We start from the raw sequence: 20015 nt of genomic DNA on the forward strand, positions 1-20015 counted from the left end.
TCCTGATTGCCCACCCTCCCCGTGAACGCAGGCTCTAGAAATCTTGAGAACACGATGGTGCGGCGCTCTCGTCCTCGTGAACAGTCAGCGAGCTTACTCGTTCGTCCGCTAATACACCGTAGTGAGCGATAACTTTGCGGGCTTCTTCCAAAGACGGCACATGCACGTGTAAGGTCCACATATTGTTCTTAAAATCGAGCGGGGTGAGCAACAGCGAGTCACCAAGCTCTTCTAATTCTGCTCGAAGCTGCACGAGAGTAAGGGGGTCTATAGTTAGCGTCCCCATGATTTCCCAGGTTGACCCTGGGCTTTCCCGAGTACCGGTCGCATCAGTATGATGCTCTGCCTGGTCCTTCGTTCCTTCGGTCTTTCGCGCTTTCCGAGCAGACGTACTGTTCGGCTTTGTAACATCTGTAGGAGGCTCCGCCAAGGCATAAACCTCCTGCTCAGGCATACGCGAGCTCATCCAGCGCGGATTTGATTGTACCGCTGCCAAATAAAAGCCTAGGGCACCTGCATCTACGTATCCCTTGAGTTCTGGCAGCGGCGGATTCTGCGCCGTGCCCTCAAGCGCTCGGCGCATCGTGGCGCGACGAAACTCTGCACGTGCCGTCACATCGGTGAGCTCCGATCCTGCACGATAGTGAAAACGGTAATCTGCGAGCGCAACCATAATCGCTACCATAGTGCCCTGCTCTAGGCTTTCATCCGCAATAATACGGCGTACTCGTTCAGCGGCAAGCGCTAACGCATAGCTCTCACGGTACGCGCTCTCGCGTGTACCGGTTTCCGTAACGGGTATTTCGCGGTACATCGCCTCAAGTTCCTGAAGAAGCGGCAGATTATGTGCCTCTTCGCCCAGCTCTTCTGCTAGACGGCCGGGAAAATTCCAGTAGGTACGCACTGCCTCCAACGCCCAGGCACACAGGAGCGTCCCAGAATTGCCGCGAGCCATCCGACTAGCTTGCACGAGAGCGTTCTCATAGATTTCACCCAGACGTTGGTTAACGCTCTGTATATCCGTCGTGAGAGCGTGAAGATCATGCAGAAGGGTATCAAGCTCCTCACTAAAGGCCTTATTGAGGGCCTCTAAAGTGTGTACCAAATTCGAGCCTGTGTCCTGGTCGGGAACAGGGAAAGCGTTCAGAGAGTTAAGTGTGTCGCAATATACTCGCACCGTTGAGAGCGCCTCGCCAATCCACGTGACCCCGAAGTTAAGCGGGGTTTGTGCGGCAAAGTGCTCGCTCGTCATAACGTATCCTTCCCATCCGGGGTTGGGTAACCGTGCTCTTTCTAGCATACGACGGTTATGCTCGGTAATGTTCCCAACCATAGTTTTGGAGCTCATATCCATCGCACAAAATTCGTGATGCACTCCGTTCTTGAGCACTGCAAGAGCCTAAAGCGACAAATCCCTCAGGAATCGTGGCACCCGCCGGAAAACATGCTAAAAGCCCGTGGTCCTCGCCACCGCCCAGAACGCATTCACGGGCCAGGCTGACCGCAGAATCACCATGATCGTTATGGGGCTGATGCTCAAGAATAAGACTTGCCACTGGTACCAGCTCACGTGCCAGCTCTGTAATCGCAGGATCATTGAACACGATATCGACGCCGGATGCTTCGGCAATTCGACGCGCGTCTTTAACGAGTCCGTCTGAAAGGTCTAGCATTGCGTTGGCACCGTATGCTGCAGCGCGTCGCCCTGCGGGTATGGGCGATACGGGCCTTAGCTGATGGGTAACAGCGCGTTCGATACGTTCTTTCTGCGTGGAAGGCAGCTGCTCTATCGAGTCGAGAGAGCCTGTGGTTGTCAGTAACCGCAGCCCTGCATCAGCCCACCCGGTACAGCCCGCCAAAGCTACGGTATCTCCCGGTTGCGCCCCAGACCTCAGCACAGGGTTCTCGCATCGTCCAACAGCCGTTATGGTAACGCTGGCATCACGTGCGCTGCCTAGATCACCGCCGCCCACCGTACAGACTGTAGCGCCGCATGCATGCAGCGAGTCGAGGATACCGCGGGCAAAGTCTTCAACCCAACCATAGGGGGTTTCGGGCGGCAGACTTAGAGATACAAAAAGGCTAACGGGCTCAGCACCCATAGCCGCAATATCGGCAAGATTCTGGGTGGTGGCTTTCCACCCTACTTCGTAACCGCCGCTACGCGGACCGGCAGGCCAGATATCGAGAAAATCTTGCCCATGTACCAGAGTATCTGTGGTGATAACCGTGCGTCGGTTATCGCCCGTGAGCACTGCGCAGTCGTCACCGGGACCTACTTCAAGCACCGGTTCCTGCCCATGTGCGGAGACAACCTGGATTACGGAGCGGTTATGCTCATCCAGCATGGGCATAAACAATTGCAAAACACGGGACTCCCCCAGCTGAGCCAATGTGCTCTTCCGGAGTGAACTTTCCCGTGCTTTATGCTTTTTGGTCCGAGGGATCATTCCCCAATAATCGCCCATACCCTGTTACCTGGCACGGATAAAGTACCGAATCGCCACAATGGTAATCGCAAGAATTAGCAGGGAAAAGAACGCCAACGGCACGAAACCTGAGAGTCCAGGGCCACGAGAATCCGTTGAACGTTCCTGAACACTCTTAGGGCTATCGCCGTTCCGTTGCGCTTGCGAACCAGCGGACGTTGCGGGCGGACGAGCAACCGGGTTCACAGCAGATGGAACAGAATAAGAACCGTTTCTAGACTCCTGTGGGTTCGCCATTCTCAAAGTTGGCGAGCCGTTCCGGGCGTTCTCTCCACGGGACAAATATCCCTGTACCCAGTCCGCAGCGCCGGGGAACGCATTGGGGAACCCTGAATTTGTTGCAAAACGCCCCAACGTCGCGATGCTATTGGGGAAGGGTTCAGCGGATGTAGACGGCGCGGGTGCTGGAGAGACATTGCTCGACGGCGTTGCCGAAGGGCTGGCATCTGGAGCTGGCGAATCGTCAGACCCCGGGTTTCCATGCCCCGAAGGGCTCGGGCTAGGAGTTGGAGCTGCCGATTCGGAAGCACTTGGGCTCGGGAACGGAACAGGCTGGCTAGTAGGCTGCTCCGAAGGCGCAGGGGTCCACCCAGGATCCTGAGACGGTGCGGGTGCGGGGTCTGCAGGAGTAGGTGTTACGGGCGACGGGGTCGGAGAGACCGGGACCGGTGCGGGGGTCACGGGTGTTGGCTTAGCCGGAGCCGGTGTTACGGGAGTGGGGGTAGGATACACCGGTGTCGGGTTGGCCTGTGTAGGCGTAGGGTTCACCGGGACCGGTGTGGGATTCACCGGAGCAGGGTTAACCGGAGTCAGATCCGGACTAGGCACAATGGTCGGTACCGGATCAGGCGCAGGGTTAACTGGTGTCGGGTTGGCCTGTGTAGGCGTAGGGTTCGCCGGGACCGGTGTGGGATTCACCGGAGTCTGATCTGTAGGAGCCGGAGTAGGCGTTACAGGAGTAGGGTTGGCAGGCACAGGCTCCGGGTTCACCGGGGTCGGATTAACCGGTGTGGGCGTAGGGGTTACTGGTGCGGGATTCACCGGAGTCTGATCTGTAGGAGCCGGAGTAGGCGTCACAGGAGTAGCCGCTGGTTCTTCTCCGAGATCCGGGGAAGCTGCCTCAGCGTCCTCAGCAGGAAGGTTCTGAACGGGAGCAGCAGGAGTTGGAGTTATAGCTTCTGTTTCAGAATCCTCAGTAGGAACTTCGGCATCATAAGGCTGCGCCTGTGGACTCTCATATTCGGGGGTGACAGGCTGAACTTCCGCTTTATCTTCATCAGTTTTCTGAGCCGGGGTAGCTCGTTGCGCAGGGGTCTCGGTAGCCTCAGAAATCTCGTCGTCCTGCTGGTCATAGTCAAGCGGAGGTGCAGCGGCAAACTCGGCACCTGCAATGGGAGATTCCGATTGCAGGGCAACGGCGGGTTGAGCAGCATAGGTCACGTTGCCCGAGGCCATGCCGTACATAGTCAAGGTAGCGGTTGCAGACGGCATGGGCATAGGAGTCACGGCATTTTTCTGACCTAAAGCTGCGAAGGTAGCTGGTACGGCAGGCTGCGTGATAGCTTGACCGGGCGCGGCAGCCTCAGAGGTCGCAGGATGGTTTGCGACCTTCCCGGAAGCGCCACGTGCCTCCTGTGTCAGCGTTGCGGCGATCGGCACACTACCGAATGCAATCAATGCAGTCGCTAGGCTAGCCGACGCTACTTTGCATTGTCTGTTTCCCAAAAAGTGTCCTTATACCGAATAGCTACCGAACAATATGCGTGCTTGGGTGAGTCTACACCCTAAATAACAAGGATGTGCTTCTCTCAAAAGTTTATCGAATTTTAAGAATCTTTTCACGATCAACTATTAACTGTTACTTTCATGGTACCTGGACTATGGGCAAATTGTCGTGACTTTGAGCTTTAAATTGGTATTCAAATTTTTGCTTTCCTCTGATCTGCCGCGCTATGTTTCTGCGACACGCCAGTGAATATACCGTACGTTAGAATGAGAGAGTGACTTTTACGTCTTTTAACTTTTTCGTCATGTCCCCAGCGAAGCGAGCAGGCTTGGGTCTTGCGCTCACCGGGGTGCTGTCGCTCAGCGCGTGTGGAGCGGGCAACGTCAATCTTGATCCGGCTCCAGATGCCGCCAACCCTGTATGCGCTTATGCGATGGTTGCTATGCCAGAAAAACTCGTTGGCCTACAGCAGCGTGAAACTACGGCGCAAGGAACGACCGCTTGGGGCGAACCAGCCTCCGTGATTCTCAAATGCGGTGTTACCGTTCAGGAACCCGTATCGGACCCATGCGCTGAGGTCAATGGGATTGATTGGGTGCTGCGTCCCAAGAATGCGCCAGAGAACTCGACACCGCCAGTCTCAGCGTCTTCCTCCGCCGCTGCAGGCCCTGAAAACCGTGCGACGGGAACGTGGACGGCAACCACGTACGGACGAACGCCCGCCATTGAAGTAACCTTCGACGCAGATAAGGTTTCATCATCAACTCTTCTTGCTGAGCTCAACTCGGCGGTCAAACAAATTCCGTCTCAGAAGAAATGCACGAACATCAACGATACTCTCAACGGTGTCAAAACCGGAAAATAGAGGATTCAAGACCTCTGGATCCTTACCGTCAGTTCGCTTCACGCAAACGCAAATTTTAGAGCCCCCAAAACCTGAGGTCTTGAGGGCTCTAACACTGGAATTTCCTTCTCTATTTAAGACTTCATTAGCGCAGCCCTAAAGGACGCTCCAGTGCAAGAGTCAGCAGTTCATCAATCAGTTCGGTATAGGAAATTCCGGTGTTTTCCCACATGGTTTTGTACATTGAAATCGGGGTAAATCCTGGCATAGTGTTCACCTCGTTGATCACCAAACGACCATCCGGGGTGTAGAAGAAATCTGCGCGGGATAATCCTTCGCCGTCAAGGGCCAAAAACGCCTTAACCGCCAGAGCACGCAAACGCTCCTGCATATCCTTCGGTAAATCGGCGGGGCACCGGGTAACTGCCGAAGACTTTGAGATATATTTAGCATCAAAATCATAGAAACCGTGGTCCTCATCAACAACCTCGATTTCGCCAGGGTATGATGCACGCGGCATATCACCGTGGTGACCGTCTAAGACGCCACACTCGATTTCACGCCCCACAATGCCAGCTTCCACAATAATCTTTGCGTCATGGAGGCGCGCTTCTTCGATAGCCGGAACAAGTTCCTCAAATTTATCCACTTTGGTAATGCCAAAAGAAGAACCCGCACGCGTAGGTTTAACGAACATGGGGTAACCAAGGGCGGTTATACGTTTAAGCGATTCCTCGCGCTCATGAGTCCATTGGCGATCGGTCACCACCTCATAAGGCCCGACCTCCAGCCCAGCCGACTCAAATGCAACCTTCATAAAGTGCTTATCCATACCTACGGCTGATGCCGTCACGCCGCATCCTACATAGGGCAACTCAGCGAGTTCCAGAAGACCCTGAATTGTTCCGTCTTCGCCGAAAGGACCGTGTATGAGGGGGAATACCACGTCAAGGGCAGGACCGTACTCAAGATTTCCGTCAGCATCTACTAGGTGCACTCGCGAATCCCCGGCTCCAAGAGGCAGGAAAACCTGGTGCGAACCACCTGTAAACTCTGCATGTGCAGGGGCAGCGTCGAGAAGTGCACTCAGCTCTTCCAGATTCGTCAAATACCAACGACCATCTTTTGTAATGCCAATAGTCACCACGTCGTAGACGCTGCTGTCAATGGCGCCTAGCACGCCTACGGCAGTAATCAGAGAAATAGGGTGTTCCGAAGAACGTCCGCCACACAGTAGAGCAACAGTTTTCTTCTGTGCGTTTTCGGTCATTGTATCTCCTTCGTAAGAGGGCGCCCCTCAAGCGCCCATGTCTGCGCACACGTGCTGTATTAGTTGTTTTATCTGCCGCAAAAATTTTCTTGCGGAAGATCTCGATGTTAATGGCCTTCGTGTTTCAGGCGCCGTCCCAGTAGCAGCGGTGCCAGCTGTCCGATCTCGATGCGTCCAGTCAGGACAGCAACGACCGCTTCCACGATAGGCATTTCGACTCCGTGACGGCGTGCCAATTGCGCTACGACGGGGGCTGATTTGATGGATTCCGCTGTCTGGCTCATATGTTCGCTGAGTTTATCTGGGCTTACCCCTTCGGCAAGTAGACGCCCGGCAGTATGATTTCGTGAAAGCGGCGATGAACAGGTAGCAATCAAATCTCCCATCCCCGCAAGCCCGCTCATTGTTGCTGCTTCACCACCCAGTGCGACCGCAAGACGAGTAATTTCGGCAAGTCCGCGCGTCATGATTGAGGCTTTGGAGTTATCACCGTAATTGCGGCCTTCACAGATGCCGACGCACAAGGCGATCACGTTCTTCACCAAACCACCGATTTCCGTACCCACCACATCGGTATTCGTGTAGGGGCGGAAATAGCTGCAGGCACAAGCCTGCGCGACAATTTCTGCGATAGGCAGTGTGCGTGCTGCGACTACAGAGGCGGTGGGCTCCTCCCCCATAATCTCAGTAGCAAGATTCGGCCCTGAAAGCACGCATACCCGATGCGGTATATGCCCGATAGTGCGGATGTCTGCGCCGCGCATCGCCAAGGCTTCCTCAAGTTCCTCGGTAATCACCTGGGACATGCGCAAACCGGTACCGGTTTCTAATCCCTTTGCAAGCGAAACCAGCAGGGCATGCGGCTCAATATAGCGGGCATAAAGTTGAAGCTGCGAACGTAGCACCTGTGAGGGTAAAGCCAGTACCACCAAATCGGCGCCAGTGAGCCCGGTAGGAGCATCCGCCGTGAATTCCAGGTTCTCGGGTAGCTTCATCCCCGGAAAATATTTACTATTTTCCCTAGTCTGAGAGCACTCTGCCATCGCTTGTTCGCTGCGGCCAATAAGGACTACCTGCACGCCCGTTTTATTTTCTCGCGCCGAATCAGCCACAATTTTGGCGAATGCTGTCCCCCAGCTTCCCGCACCCAAGATTGCAATTTTTAATACCTTACGTGGAGCCGGTTCGCTGTTGTCAGCGGAATTCGTGAAAAGAGCCATAACCTCGCCTCCTATTTAGGATCCGGTTCGCCCAGGTTACCAGCTATCCCGGTCATTTCACCGGGAGCTTCACGACGCTTGGTTCGGGGATTCCAACGACCGGTTGGAGCCTTTTCACCACGTATATCTTCCAGCAGTTCGGTCACTGCATCAAGCATAGCGTCGGTCACGACCCCAAGCTCAGTACGCGTATGCTTTGCCTCCGGCGAAGGATCATCGATTAAAGAGGCGATATCGAGAGGCTTACCCACCTTCACTTTGACCGTTTTACGGGGAAATAGGGAAACCTTACGATGCTCTTTGACGCGGCCACCATCCACGGTTTCGTAGTCATACCCAAGAATCTGCTCATCGCCCCAGTGCGCCACCGGTACTACGGGAGCACCAGTTGCGAGGGCAAGACGGGCAGCACCCGTACGGGCCTGCATGGGCCAACCCTCAGGATCACCGGTAGTTGTTCCCTCAGGGTAAATCACTACAGCGCCGCCAGCCTCTACAACTTTACGGGCAGTAATAAGCGCCTTGCGAGCGTCTACAGAGCCGCGTATCACGGGAATATGCGCCATTTTACGCATAATATATCCCAGAACGGGCGCTCGGAACAAAGAGTCCTTCGCTAAAAACCGCGGGAAGACTCCGTTATTGAAGATAGGGAGTGCAACGGTTACAGGGTCTATCTCGGTGGAATGGTTAGCAACCACGATATAGCCTCGGTCGGTCGGGAAGTTCTCGCTCCCGATAATTTCGATGCGGGCTATGCCTTTATACACCACGCGCGCAGCGTTACCAAGAACCTTAAAGAGCTTATCTCCTTGAGGGGTAGGCTCAAGTGTGGGTAGTGCTTTTTTCCCCTGTTGACCGCTCATACTAGCCCTGTACCTCAACCTCTTCTGGCACAACAATCTCAATTTCTGCATCGGGCTTAGGAGTCTTGCTCTGTTTGCGGGCAAGTACCTCAAACTTTGCGCCCAGAGCTTCGAGTTTCTTTTCAAAGTTCTCGTAACCGCGCGCGATAATTTCAACACCCGTAACGTGGGATGTACCTTCTGCTGTTAGAGCGGCGATAATATGCGAGAATCCACCGCGCAGATCGGGAACCTCAATGTCAGCGGCCTTAAGCGGGGTAGAGCCGCTAATAATAGCGGAGTGCCCGAAGCTCTTACCGTGGAAACGACAAAACTCGCTGCCGATGCAATCGCGCATAACCACAATATCGGCGCCCATCTGTTTGAGGGCATTAGTAAACCCAAAACGCTCTTCGTACACGGTCTCGTGCACAATAGAAGTTCCTTTTGCCTGCGTGAGCGCAACGACAAGCGGCTGCTGCCAGTCGGTCATAAAACCGGGGTGCACGTTGGTCTCAAACACGATAGGGTTCAGCTCTGCGCCGGGGGTAATCACGCCGGGGTGAGTAAAGCGGATTCCTTCCGGGGTAACCTCGAATTCACCGCCCATCTTCCGGAACTGGTTGAGGAAAGCAGTCATATCCTTCTGTGAAGCGCCGCGCACAAAAATATCTCCGCCGGTTGCCAACGCGGCGGATGCCCAGGAAGCGGACTCATTGCGGTCTGCCAAGGCGGTGTGGTCGTACCCGGTTAGGGCGTCAACCCCCTCAATAATAATGGTGCGGTTTTCGTTAATGAAGATGATTGCACCCATCTTCTGCAAAACCGCAATAAGATCAATAATCTCGGGCTCAATAGCGGCGTTCTTCAAAACCGTGGTGCCGCGGGCGCGCACACCAGTCAGAAGAACCTGTTCGGTAGCCCCTACGGAGGGGTAATTGAGTTCGATTTCAGCACCGTGCAGGCCTTCATCGGGAGCGTTCAGAGTAGTGCCGCTTTCATCATCTTTCTCAACGACGGCACCAAATTTACGGAGCGCATCCATATGGTAATCGATAGGACGATCACCAATTTTGCATCCACCTAGATTAGGGATACGCGCGGTACCGAGCGTGTGCAGAAGCGGACCTACCATCAGGATCGGAATACGTGAGTTACCGCCGAAGAGTTGAATCTCTTCAGCGTTATCGGCCGCAGTCTTCGCGTCCTGGGCGGGATCTAATGTGAGAATACCGGCTTCAGGATCATAGTTAACTTTCGCACCGTGAAGTTCAACAAGGGTAGTTACAATCTCAACATCGCTTAGGTCTGGTACGTTACGCAAGGTCGAACGGGTGGATCCGTGCAACGCTGCTACCATCGCTTTAGGTACGAGGTTTTTGGCGCCTCGAACGTGGACTTCGCCTTTAAGAGGGGTACCACCCTCAATGCGAAGTTCGCTGATGTTAAGGGACATAACTAATCCTTCGAACGGTCGGCTCGGTGGGGCCGACAAGAACTGCTGTTAGTGCTGAGGTCCGGCGCCATTAACGAATTATTAATAGGTCTGCACAGACTTTCAAGCTATCATTTTACGTTCTCGAACGGGCTGCTACAAACGGAAGAGCTGTGTAGAACCTGTGCTTCGCGATGTTTATCGAGATAGTTCAAAGATGCCGCTCATAAACTTCCTCGAAGAACCACCTCATATAACCATCAAACCCCAGCAACATACCGATAAATGTGTATCTGATACACCCCGTAATACTCGGTGAGGTGCGTACCCTGATGTCACAGGGTACGCACCTCACCGAGTATCCAGACTAGACTTCCTGAGTCCGAGGCATCCATGCGGGGCGGCGCGCCTCGTAGTCTTTAATGGCCTCAATGTTCTGAAGGGTAAGCCCGATATCGTCAAGCCCTTCCATCAAACGCCAGCGTACATAATTATCAATCTGGAAAGGCACCACGAGGGCACCCACAGTTACCGTCTTATTTTCTAAATCAACGGTAATTTCGGTACCGGGTTCCCGTTCAAGAGCCTTCCAAATCAACTCGACATCATCCTGAGCCACCTGAGCGGCAACGAGTCCTTGTTTACCTGAGTTACCACGAAAAATATCGGCGAATCGTGACGATATAACGACTCGAAACCCGTAATCCTTAAGCGCCCAGACCGCGTGCTCACGCGAGGACCCTGTGCCAAAATCGGGGCCCGCCACCAGCACTGACCCATTTTTATAAGGTTCTTGGTTCAGAACAAATTCGGGGTTCTTACGCCAATTCACAAAGAGGGCATCGTCAAAGCCTGTTTTCGTTACGCGTTTGAGGTAAACCGCCGGGATAATTTGGTCGGTGTCCACGTTCGAGACGCGCAGAGGAACACCAATTCCGGTGTGTTTAATAATTGGTTCCACAATGTTCTCCTTTACGCCGCCGCAGGGGCATTGTCTGCGTGTGGTTCTAAGTCAGAAGGTGATGAGAGGGTTCCGCGAACCGCCGTTGCGGCAGCGACTAGCGGCGAGACAAGATGGGTTCGTCCGCCTTTACCCTGGCGTCCCTCAAAGTTGCGGTTCGAGGTGGATGCGCATCGCTCCCCCGGCGCCAGTTGATCGGGGTTCATGCCCAAGCACATAGAGCATCCGGCAAAGCGCCAATCTGCCCCAAAGTCCTTGAAGATTTTATCTAGGCCTTCTTCTTCGGCCTGTGCGCGAACTTTCTGTGAGCCGGGAACGACCATCATACGCACGCCTGAGGCAAGGGTACGCCCACGAATGATTTCGGCGGCAGCACGCAAATCCTCAATGCGTGAGTTAGTGCACGAACCTAAGAATACGACGTCCACCGGAATATCTTTCATGGGAGTTCCAGCTTTAAGGTTCATGTACTCCAGGGCACGGGATGCGGCTGCCTGGTCGTTTTCATCCTCAAAGTCTTCAGGTGCGGGAACCGCTTGGCTCAGCGGCACACCCTGACCCGGGTTTGTTCCCCAGGTAACGAAGGGCTCAAGCTCGTCTGCATTAATAAAGATTTCTTTGTCGAAAACAGCCCCTTCGTCGGTGGGAAGGGTCTTCCAGTAGGCGAGCGCATCCTCCCAATCTTGCCCCTTGGGTGCGTGAGGGCGTCCTTTAACATACTCGAAAGTAGTCTCGTCGGGAGCTACCATACCCGCACGCGCGCCTGCCTCAATCGACATATTGCAGATGGTCATACGCCCTTCCATAGACAAGGAGCGTATCGCGGAACCGCGGTATTCGAGTACGTATCCCTGCCCACCTCCGGTACCGATCTGAGCGATAACGGCAAGAATAATATCTTTGGCGGTTACTCCAGGTTTTAGGGTTCCTTCGACATTGATTGCCATTGTTTTAAAGCGCGCCAGCGGCAGGGTTTGGGTTGCCATCACGTGCTCAACCTCAGAGGTGCCGATGCCGAAGGCAAGTGCACCGAAAGCCCCGTGGGTTGAGGTGTGCGAGTCACCACAGACGACGGTTATTCCGGGCATGGTCAATCCCAGCTGCGGGCCGACTACGTGTACGATACCCTGTTCGATATCGCCGAGCGGATGAAGGCGCACGCCAAATTCCGCGGTGTTACGACGCAGGGTTTCGATCTGGGTTCGCGAAGTAATATCAGCAATGGTCGAGAAAATATTTTCGGTGGGGGTATTGTGATCTTCAGTTGCGATCGTCAAGTCGAGACGGCGCAGGGGCCTGTTTTCGAGGCGTAGCCCTTCAAAAGCCTGGGGCGAGGTCACCTCATGCAGAAGATGCAGGTCAATATAGAGAAGGTCGGGTTTGCCATCTTGCCCGGGCACCACGACGTGGTTCTCCCAGACTTTTTCGGCGAGAGTACGCGGGCGCTTCACAGATGTGGGTATAGCGCTTGTCGCAGCAGTATTGTCCCCTGCCATTTTTCCTCCTGCTTTGATATGGCGGGCTTTCCGCCAATCATAGATATATAGTGCCTTATAACACATATATTCTTGCCCTGGAATATATTTCAAAAATTTGGTATTCAGGGTTCCTCCATCATGGGCAGGTTCAGAGGAAGAGTCTATGAAGTGCGCCCTATCTTCCACATTTTGAGATGCACTGAGCTAAACTAGAGTTATGACATCTGCACCATCGTCTACACCGTTGCCTGGAGCACGTCACCCTCGCGATACGTCGGGGCTTTCGACTCCTTTGAAGACTCCCCATACTCTCACGGATGACCAACAGGTTGTTGAGGTCGAACCAAACATCTCCTCTGGCGTGGGGGTACTTGATAAAGCCGCGCTTATTCTTTCATGCCTAGAGGCTGGTCCGGTCACGCTGGGGCAGCTTGTTAAGGCCACCGGGCTAGCCCGTCCAACGGCGCATCGTTTGGCAGTGGCGCTCTCTCACCACCGTATGGTGGCACGCGATGTTCAGGGGCGATTTATGCTGGGTCCTCGCCTGATGGAACTGGCAAATGCGGCTGGTGCCGATCACCTCTTAGCGGCTTCAGGAGCGGTTTTAAATCAGCTTCGCCATGTAACCGGCGAGTCGGCACAGGTTTACCGGCGTCAGGGAAACTGGCGCGTATGCGTAGCATCCGCAGAACGTCCCGTTGGACTGCATGATTCAATTCCTATAGGAACGCAGCTCTCCATGAAGGCTGGTTCCGCCGCCCAGGTTCTCTTGGCATGGGAAGACCAGAACCGCCTTGTTGAGGGTCTGCAAGACGCTTATTTCAGCGCTGCCATGCTCGCTTCCGTGCGCAGATTAGGGTGGGCGCAGTCGGCAGGTGAACGCGAGCGCGGCACGGCTTCCGTGTCTGCCCCTGTGCGTTCACCGTCGGGCAAAGTTATTGCAGCCGTTTCTATTTCCGGTCCTATCGAAAGACTCGGTATGCAGCCCGGTCGCAAATACGCCGAGGTCGTTGTTGATGCGGCTCATAAGATTTCACAAGCGCTTCGGAACGTATAGTAGCTTAGGTCAAAACCATAGAGGGGTGTGGAACCGACTAGTTGGTTCCACACCCTTCAATGCTGTTTAGATGTTCATTCTTATGTCAGAGCCTGCCTATAACGCCTGAGCTTCTCGCATTCTGCCAATACGGGCGCCACGATAACCTGCTGTGCCGCGTTTTCGCACTGTTGGATCATACGCGTTCGCAAGGAGCGCCGGTATGCACGAGCACTCACATTCACCAGTGCCCTACCCAATACGGCACCCAGGATCCCTAAAAGCACCCCCAAGATAAGTAGAAGTGTGGGCACCGGCACAGGGGATCCTTCGGGTACGGGCGCAGGCGGCAGAGGTATCTGCAGGTAGCTTGCAAATGCCATTACCGTCAGCCAGGCTACGCCTCCCAAAAGGCTTAGAAATGCAATCCATTGCACCGCGTTAAGTAGCTTCCACCAGAAACGTGACTGGGTAGTGTTGTAGTCTACACGCGCGATCGCCCTCTCAAAGGCCTCCGGAAAATCCTGTTCTCGGGTCAAGGCGGCGTTCTGGATACGTTGCTTCCAGGGAGCTTCAATATTTTGGGCTACAGACTCACCATAACCGCGCGCGGCCTGAGCTAATGCTGCCTGCTGAGCTGCAGTAAGCGGTGGTAACGAACTAGCCGTTAGATGCATCGGAGATTTCTGTGGTGCAGATTCACTCGCGCTCTGGATCCCCGCAGTATCGTCTCCAAGATGCAGACGCTTAAGCGGGTCGGCACGGAACTTAGCAACCCACCGCGTAGCTATCCATCCTGTGTTGGCAACGGCACGACGACGATACGAGGCTTCTGCAGCATCAAGAACTTCAACAGCCCCGCAGGCTTGAAAGCAGCCTTCCGTCAGCTCATCAACAGCGTAGTCAGGCTCATGAAGAGGTACTTCACCGCCCTTATAGGCTGCAAGATCACGGCGAATCGCATATAGCTGCGCCTCAGTACGCTCATACGCCGCATTTTTCTCAGCCGCCACACGTCCTAACAACGACCGCAGGGCAGAAACGCCTTCGCCGGTATGCGCCGAGAGTGCAAATGGGGCTGTAATGAGCAGAGGCGTAATACCGTCCGCTTCTAAAAGCTCCGTGAGCGCATCAAGTACTTGTGGAACCTCATGGGAATCTAGGGTATCTGCTTGGTTCAGAACGCATACCATGCGATGTCCACGAGTGGAGAGAGGAGCCAGAAAATCGTGGTGCACCGCCGCATCCGCATACTTTTGGGGGTCGAGGACCCACACCAACACATCCACATAGGAGAGCATGCGCTCTACCTGCTCCCGGTGGTGATGCGCTACCGAGTCAAGGTCGGGCAGATCCAGCAGGATCAGCCCGCCAGATCGTGTGCGGGTCTGCCCGCGCCCAACCGCCGTTTTGAGCTTATTCCACATGCCAGGAACGGGCTCTACGATTTCGTGGGGTGCTGCAAAATCTGCCGCCGAATTTTGTGTTTGGGTATGAATCTGGCGTATCGATTCGTTCTCCTCGGGATAGACCCTATGTTCGATCTTAAGCCAGTCCAGAAGCTCTTCGCTTCCGTCCCGTCCCCAAATCGCCGCCTGAATTTCTGAGGTAGTCGGTCGTGTAACGGCGGTACGTGCCAGGGGCATCCCAGCAATGGTATTGAAAAGGGTGGATTTTCCACTTCCGGTGGCCCCGAAAAAACCAATTACAGTGTGTTCTGCCGAAAGCTGCCGACGTTCCATGACACGGCTCAGCGTTGCGGATGCGTTCTCCTGCACGGTATCAGGAATAACGTCAAGACCCAGGCCGAGCGCATCGTGAAGGCGAAGCGCACGTTCTTCAAAAGACCCGCGCGGCGTAGCGGATGCTAAAGATGAGTTCATCGTGTGTGCTCCTGGCGAGAGTTCTTAACAGGTAATGGCTGTGTTGTATCGTCATGCATGTGCTGAACAAGCCCCGAGTTCTGAAGCGAGTCTTCACGTCGAGCCAAGGGATCATGATCTAGTTCTTGACCTAATTCATGAAGCTGTTCGGCAGCGACACGAATTTCGTCCGGCTGTATGCGCGGTTCACGGGAAGAAAGCACCTGCCGGTAATCTTCGGATTGCCGTTTGAGCAGGGTTTCTAGGCGTGCCACTAGATCACTGCGAGCGCGAGTCGCCATGCGGCGCACAGCGTCCTCACCGAAGACCGATTCAAGAAGCTTAGATCCAACGACCCCAGATCCTCCCGCAATACCAATTTCGATGCCGGTGAGTCCGCCAGTCGCCGAAAAAGCCACCATCATGAGCAGCACCGCTGTCGCGTTAACTCCCAGGGAGAGCACGCGCGCTCGCTGGCGTTTGCCGCTGCCTTCAGCACGGATCATATCAAGTACAGAACTTTGCCAGGCTCGTATTTCTGCGGCGATAGTCTCATCAAGCTCCGCACGAGCCTGGGCGCTGTGCGGAGGGTACGGGCTCTCGTCAATCTCCTGTAAGAGTACGCGCCCTGCTCGTTCCGCTCCCCAGCTTCGATGGATAGTTTCATGCGCACGTTGAGCGGCATCAAGAACAACGGCGTGCAGACCCGTTTCGAGAGCCTGCTCAACCCGCGTGGTCGCTGCCGGTTTACCGGTCAACATTCCGGCAAACCTGTCCCGCAGCCGTCCGATGCGGTTCTCCAAAGAGCGGAAGAAGTCGCCCGTTCCCACAAAATCGTGCCACCGGGCCAGAACCTCGCCACGAAGCAATGAGCCGTCAGTGAGAGAATCTTCCACACGGGCGAGCGCATCCTCATAGGCTAAGATCACCGCAGTTTCTAATCCGGTGTAGGTTTCCACCTGACGGGTTTGTGCATCAGCAAGTTCTTGTAGAGAGTTACCGGCACCGGTGATAGCGCCCGCCAGGGTGCGACGCGCGATCGCTGCACGGGCTGGCGCATCCGCACCAAGCTGTTCAAGCCAGGATGTTAGAGGCGCTACCGCTTCTGCGGGCAGCATCCCCTGTTCGTCTCGCGGCTGTTCATGGATACTATGCAGAATAACCGGTGTTATACCGGCTTCGGTGAGCATCCGCATAAGGTCGGACTCGATCTCATCCGCAGCCCCTTCGGGAACTCGGTTGAGAACGACTGCTACAGCAATATTCCGCTGGGCAGCGCGATGCAGCAAATCCCAGGGTACGGCATCCGCATAACGGTTAGCAGTTGTGACGAAGAGCCACAGGTCGGCGGCAGATAAGAGCTCGTTGGCAAGCCTGCGGTTCTCGTCGGAGACCGAATCAATATCGGGGGCATCGATCAGGGCGATGCCGCGCGGCAGAGCGCTAGTTTGCACGCTGATAAGCGTATCGTGCAGATGATGTTCGGCACCTGGCAGCTCCCAAATGTCACTCCGGCGTGGTGAAGTTTCAGAGATAGATGCCATCTCCTGCCGTTCTAGGGTAGGCAGAAAACGTTCAGGGGTCAGGTATTCGGAGTCTTCAGCACGATAAAGCAAGATTGGCTGCCGAGTGGTGGGGCGAAGCGCACTGGAACGGGATACGGGGGTTCCCATCAAGGTATTCACCAAAGTCGATTTACCGGCACCCGTAGAACCACCAACTACCACGGTAAGGGGTGCCTCCAAAGCGGTAAGCCGCGGCAGAATGTAATCGTCGTACTGTTTACTCAGAGAACGCACTTGTTCCCTCGCCCGAGTAACATCAGCGGTATCGAGAGGTAGAGTGAGCTCATCTAGGAGTTTGCGTGCAGAATATACACGCTCATCGTTTGTGTGTTGCACGTGCGCTATTGTTTCACACTTTATTGCATGCTTGCTGAGGAAACTTAGAGTGTTTCCTGTGAGTTTAAGTTGCTTACCTCACGAATTTTAGGTGCCGTAAACAGAGTCGAAGCGCTGTATTTTGCGTAACTCTAGCCTAATATCATGGTTTAGGTCGCTGTACGTTTGTGCTTTCACCCACCACGCCCTAGTCTGGTTTTACACACTAAACCCGGGTTTCAGATTTTCTGGAAATAACGATATTTTGGGAGTTGCTATGCGCCCTTCACGTCGCCAGTTCTTCGTCTTTACTGGCAGCGCCGTTGCTGCCGCACCATTATTAGTTTCATGTTCCTCTAACGATTCCTCTAATTCTGCCGCTGGTTTAGCAACCGCTGAGGGAGCATCCCCCTCAGAGACAGGCGCACACTATGGAAATCTTTCGGGAGAGCTACTCTGGCAGCGTTACGATTCCGCCACCCCGGTCACTCCCAGTATGAACCCCGAAACCGGGGAAAAGGTCGTGCCGATTCCCCAGGCAGACCCGGCAACTGCCGATCACAAGGCTCAGAACGTTCCCATCCCCCAAGAAGACGACCTGATGTTCAAAGAGGATTTTCAGGGGTTGCGAAACACCTTCGCCTATTATGTGGCGTGTATTAACTATGCACGCATGACTGGAGATCTCACCCCTGCTCTCAAAGTGGTACATAGCGAAAACACCGTCGATCTTGAGCGGCTTAAGGCCTGGGAAACTCTGTACGCCGAACCTAATAATAGTTGGATCGTTGGAGGTACCTGGAAAATCTCCGTCTCGGAGAAACCGACAGAGCATAACGGCAAATTCTCGTGGGAATGCACCGCTACCCAGGAAAACGGAACGCTCATCAATAAAACGACAAACGTGACGAAACCGCTTTCGCAGGATGAAATACGCGATTTTACGGCTCTCCACGCGCAATGGATGAAGGACAGGTGGCTCATCATCTCCCCACAGCAGTTTGACCCAGCGGCAAAGCCCACACGAGCCTATACACCCGCTCCACAACCGACTTCTACCTATACCCCAAAGGTGAGTACCATACCCGCCGATTACTAAACCCCTAATCCTTTATTTCTTAACGTGAAAGGTTCCGCGTGATAACTTCACTTCCCTATTCCCGACGCTGTGTATTACGTACCGTTGGGGCAGGGTTATTCGGCACTGCAGCCACCACTTTGATAGTCGCATGCTCTCGAAACCAGCAAACTCATGCTACGAGTGACCCTTCGGTAAGTCAGTATGTACGCAGCGATTTTAGCGGTGAGGTGGCTTTCGAGAGCTTCAACACCTCGGCAGGGTCTTATGTACCCGCAAACGCAGAACATCCGGCGCAAAACGTTCCGGTCCCCATCAAAACAGAGAATATGGGCAAAAACTCCATTGCAGGTTTTTACGATACCATCGGTTACCTCAATGCGGCGCTCAATTATCTCTTGGCTACCGGTGACACCAATCCTCTGGAAGTCATCACGATCAACCCCGAGTTCACCAAAGCTCTCCTGCTTTTCACTGACGAGACTGGTGAGAGTCAGGCTGCCAAAAGCTGGTATGTTTCTCCTCAAGCCACGCTCTCCCTCACCTCACGCATGCCAACAGCCGTGAACGATTATCGAAAAGATTGGCGATACACCCTCGATATCAGTTTGGGAGAACAGCAGGTCGTCAACTCTCAGGCCAGTGCAATACCTGCCGAGCAGCAGAAATTCCACTATGCGGGTACTATCCAAGGCACCTTCGAGAAAGAAGCCTGGTCCCTCACACTCACAGTTCGTGACCAGCAGTCCACGGCAGGCGCGAGTCCGTCCTAGAACTAAGAAGGCTCAGCGGCACCTCCGCATGAGAATATAGAGACATAATATTTTCTTCTCCAACCGCATCCGGGTGAAGGTGCCTATGCGCTTTAACCCTCATAATCATCGAAAGGCTTCCATGTCACAGCACTTAACTCGCAGGCAAGCTGTTACAGCCGTTTTAGCAGGTGCCGGACTCACTATGCTCGCCGCTTGTTCCTCGAACAGCTCCACCAACACATCAAACGGCAATAACGCTAACGGCTCTGCACCAAGCCCAAAATCCTCAAACCCACACGGGTATAGCGACGACGGCAATAACTATTCCGGGCGTATTACATTTGACAATTTTGAACCGGGTAGCACTTATGAACCAGGCAACACCGAACATCCCCCACAAAACGCACCTATGCCTAAGCTGCCTGATAACGCCAACGAAAATAGCGTGACAGGCTTCCACGCGACCGTCGCTTACTATGCTGCAGCCATGGATTACCTAGTGAAAACCGGCAGCCTTGACGCCGTAAAAAAGGTCAAACTTGCAGGTAACGATGCCCAAGAAAATGAGGCGCTTGCTAAATCCATCGCTCAAGGAATTGAACAGAAAACCTGGTATGTAGATCCATCTGCTTGGTATGAGCTCAAGGAGTCGCAGCCCGCCATTATGAGCGATGGAAACCTGCTCTTCAAGAGCGTTTACACGTTCGATTACGGTGCTGAAAGCGTGACAAACGGCGAAATAAAACCGGTTAAGGAGGAAGAGCGAGTCTCTACCCAGGACTGTGATTTCCGTGGGCGTTACAATCCCACCACGAAATCCTGGGAACTCAATCTATCCTATGGCACGAAGAGCTCGGGAAATGCGGCAGCAAGTCCTGCTGCATCGGCAACGGGTGGAGCCTCAGATCCTGCGGCAACCGAAGAACAAGCAGCTAATCCCAAGAAATAATAGCTGTTCGTTACCCTTGCCCAGCCTTCGGGGTTCTGTTGATGCAGGAACCCGGAGGCTGGGTATTTTGAATTCCTGCTCTTCACCTTGCGTTCTTCAAAGTCAAACTAAGGGTTTTATGTCTCGACATATACCCTCTAGATATGTATTTTCCCTCACATGTCGGAGAGCCCTGCATATACGGTAT

The 20015-nt window shown here is 54.2% G+C and carries 16 protein-coding genes; 5 read left to right on the forward strand and 11 right to left on the reverse strand.

Going from position 1 to position 20015, the window contains the following annotated elements; genetic code table 11:
* Nucleotides 1-34: 34 nt before the first annotated feature.
* The 3 genes from HMPREF2625_RS09430 to HMPREF2625_RS09440 form a co-directional block, all read right to left on the reverse strand.
* A complete protein-coding gene (locus HMPREF2625_RS09430; RefSeq protein ID WP_246826773.1) occupies nt 35-1252 on the reverse strand; it encodes a DAK2 domain-containing protein in 1218 nt (405 codons plus the stop codon).
* Between the two features lie 55 nt (nt 1253-1307).
* Nucleotides 1308-2393 (reverse strand): thiamine-phosphate kinase, encoded by a 1086-nt coding sequence (gene thiL, locus HMPREF2625_RS09435; protein ID WP_246826774.1) that lies wholly within the window; start codon nt 2391-2393, stop codon nt 1308-1310.
* An 81-nt stretch (nt 2394-2474) separates the two neighbouring features.
* Nucleotides 2475-4214 (reverse strand): transcriptional regulator, encoded by a 1740-nt coding sequence (locus HMPREF2625_RS09440; protein ID WP_070524142.1) that lies wholly within the window; start codon nt 4212-4214, stop codon nt 2475-2477.
* A 275-nt stretch (nt 4215-4489) separates the two neighbouring features.
* On the opposite strand from HMPREF2625_RS09440, the gene HMPREF2625_RS09445 reads away from it, so the two are divergent.
* A complete protein-coding gene (locus tag HMPREF2625_RS09445) occupies nt 4490-5080 on the forward strand; it encodes a DUF3515 domain-containing protein (protein ID WP_306762169.1) in 591 nt (196 codons plus the stop codon).
* A 124-nt stretch (nt 5081-5204) separates the two neighbouring features.
* Here the strand turns inward: HMPREF2625_RS09445 and HMPREF2625_RS09450 are convergent, their stop codons facing one another.
* The 6 genes from HMPREF2625_RS09450 to leuC form a co-directional block, all read right to left on the reverse strand.
* Nucleotides 5205-6329, reverse strand: a complete 1125-nt coding sequence (locus HMPREF2625_RS09450) for a D-alanine--D-alanine ligase family protein (RefSeq protein ID WP_070524144.1) — start codon at nt 6327-6329, stop codon at nt 5205-5207.
* Between the two features lie 107 nt (nt 6330-6436).
* The gene (locus tag HMPREF2625_RS09455) at nt 6437-7549 is read right to left on the reverse strand and encodes an NAD(P)H-dependent glycerol-3-phosphate dehydrogenase (RefSeq protein WP_070524146.1); all 1113 of its coding nucleotides are present in this window, start codon (nt 7547-7549) and stop codon (nt 6437-6439) included.
* A gap of 11 nt (nt 7550-7560) precedes the next feature.
* Nucleotides 7561-8415 (reverse strand): lysophospholipid acyltransferase family protein, encoded by an 855-nt coding sequence (locus HMPREF2625_RS09460; RefSeq protein ID WP_070524148.1) that lies wholly within the window; start codon nt 8413-8415, stop codon nt 7561-7563.
* A 1-nt stretch (nt 8416) separates the two neighbouring features.
* Nucleotides 8417-9850 (reverse strand): UDP-N-acetylglucosamine 1-carboxyvinyltransferase, encoded by a 1434-nt coding sequence (gene murA, locus HMPREF2625_RS09465; RefSeq protein WP_004004898.1) that lies wholly within the window; start codon nt 9848-9850, stop codon nt 8417-8419.
* A gap of 346 nt (nt 9851-10196) precedes the next feature.
* Entirely contained in the window at nt 10197-10790 is a 594-nt protein-coding gene (gene leuD / locus HMPREF2625_RS09470; protein ID WP_013399252.1) for a 3-isopropylmalate dehydratase small subunit, read from the reverse strand.
* 11 nt (nt 10791-10801) lie between these two features.
* The gene (gene leuC, locus HMPREF2625_RS09475) at nt 10802-12286 is read right to left on the reverse strand and encodes a 3-isopropylmalate dehydratase large subunit (RefSeq protein WP_048751508.1); all 1485 of its coding nucleotides are present in this window, start codon (nt 12284-12286) and stop codon (nt 10802-10804) included.
* A 199-nt stretch (nt 12287-12485) separates the two neighbouring features.
* On the opposite strand from leuC, the gene HMPREF2625_RS09480 reads away from it, so the two are divergent.
* A complete protein-coding gene (locus tag HMPREF2625_RS09480; RefSeq protein ID WP_244864735.1) occupies nt 12486-13325 on the forward strand; it encodes an IclR family transcriptional regulator in 840 nt (279 codons plus the stop codon).
* An 80-nt stretch (nt 13326-13405) separates the two neighbouring features.
* On the opposite strand, the gene HMPREF2625_RS09485 is transcribed toward HMPREF2625_RS09480, so the two are convergent.
* Both HMPREF2625_RS09485 and HMPREF2625_RS09490 read right to left on the reverse strand, forming a co-directional pair.
* Nucleotides 13406-15187, reverse strand: a complete 1782-nt coding sequence (locus HMPREF2625_RS09485) for a dynamin family protein (protein WP_070524150.1) — start codon at nt 15185-15187, stop codon at nt 13406-13408.
* A complete protein-coding gene (locus HMPREF2625_RS09490; protein ID WP_070524152.1) occupies nt 15184-17067 on the reverse strand; it encodes a dynamin family protein in 1884 nt (627 codons plus the stop codon). The genes HMPREF2625_RS09485 and HMPREF2625_RS09490 overlap by 4 nt, the downstream gene beginning before the upstream one ends.
* 256 nt (nt 17068-17323) lie before the next feature.
* Between HMPREF2625_RS09490 and HMPREF2625_RS09495 the strand changes: the two genes are divergently transcribed.
* From HMPREF2625_RS09495 to HMPREF2625_RS09505, 3 genes are all read left to right on the forward strand, one after another.
* Nucleotides 17324-18145 carry a DUF6318 family protein gene (locus HMPREF2625_RS09495; protein WP_246826775.1) on the forward strand — a complete coding sequence of 274 codons (822 nt, stop codon included), beginning with the start codon at nt 17324-17326 and terminating at the stop codon, nt 18143-18145.
* Between the two features lie 38 nt (nt 18146-18183).
* Nucleotides 18184-18897, forward strand: coding sequence for a DUF6318 family protein (locus tag HMPREF2625_RS09500; protein ID WP_004004908.1), 714 nt, complete (start codon nt 18184-18186; stop codon nt 18895-18897).
* Nucleotides 18898-19018: 121 nt separating this feature from the next.
* Nucleotides 19019-19828 (forward strand): DUF6318 family protein, encoded by an 810-nt coding sequence (locus tag HMPREF2625_RS09505; RefSeq protein WP_141745432.1) that lies wholly within the window; start codon nt 19019-19021, stop codon nt 19826-19828.
* The last annotated feature ends 187 nt before the right edge of the window (nt 19829-20015 follow it).

Source organism: Rothia sp. HMSC064D08, assembly GCF_001809525.1.
GTDB lineage: Bacteria > Actinomycetota > Actinomycetes > Actinomycetales > Micrococcaceae > Rothia > Rothia dentocariosa.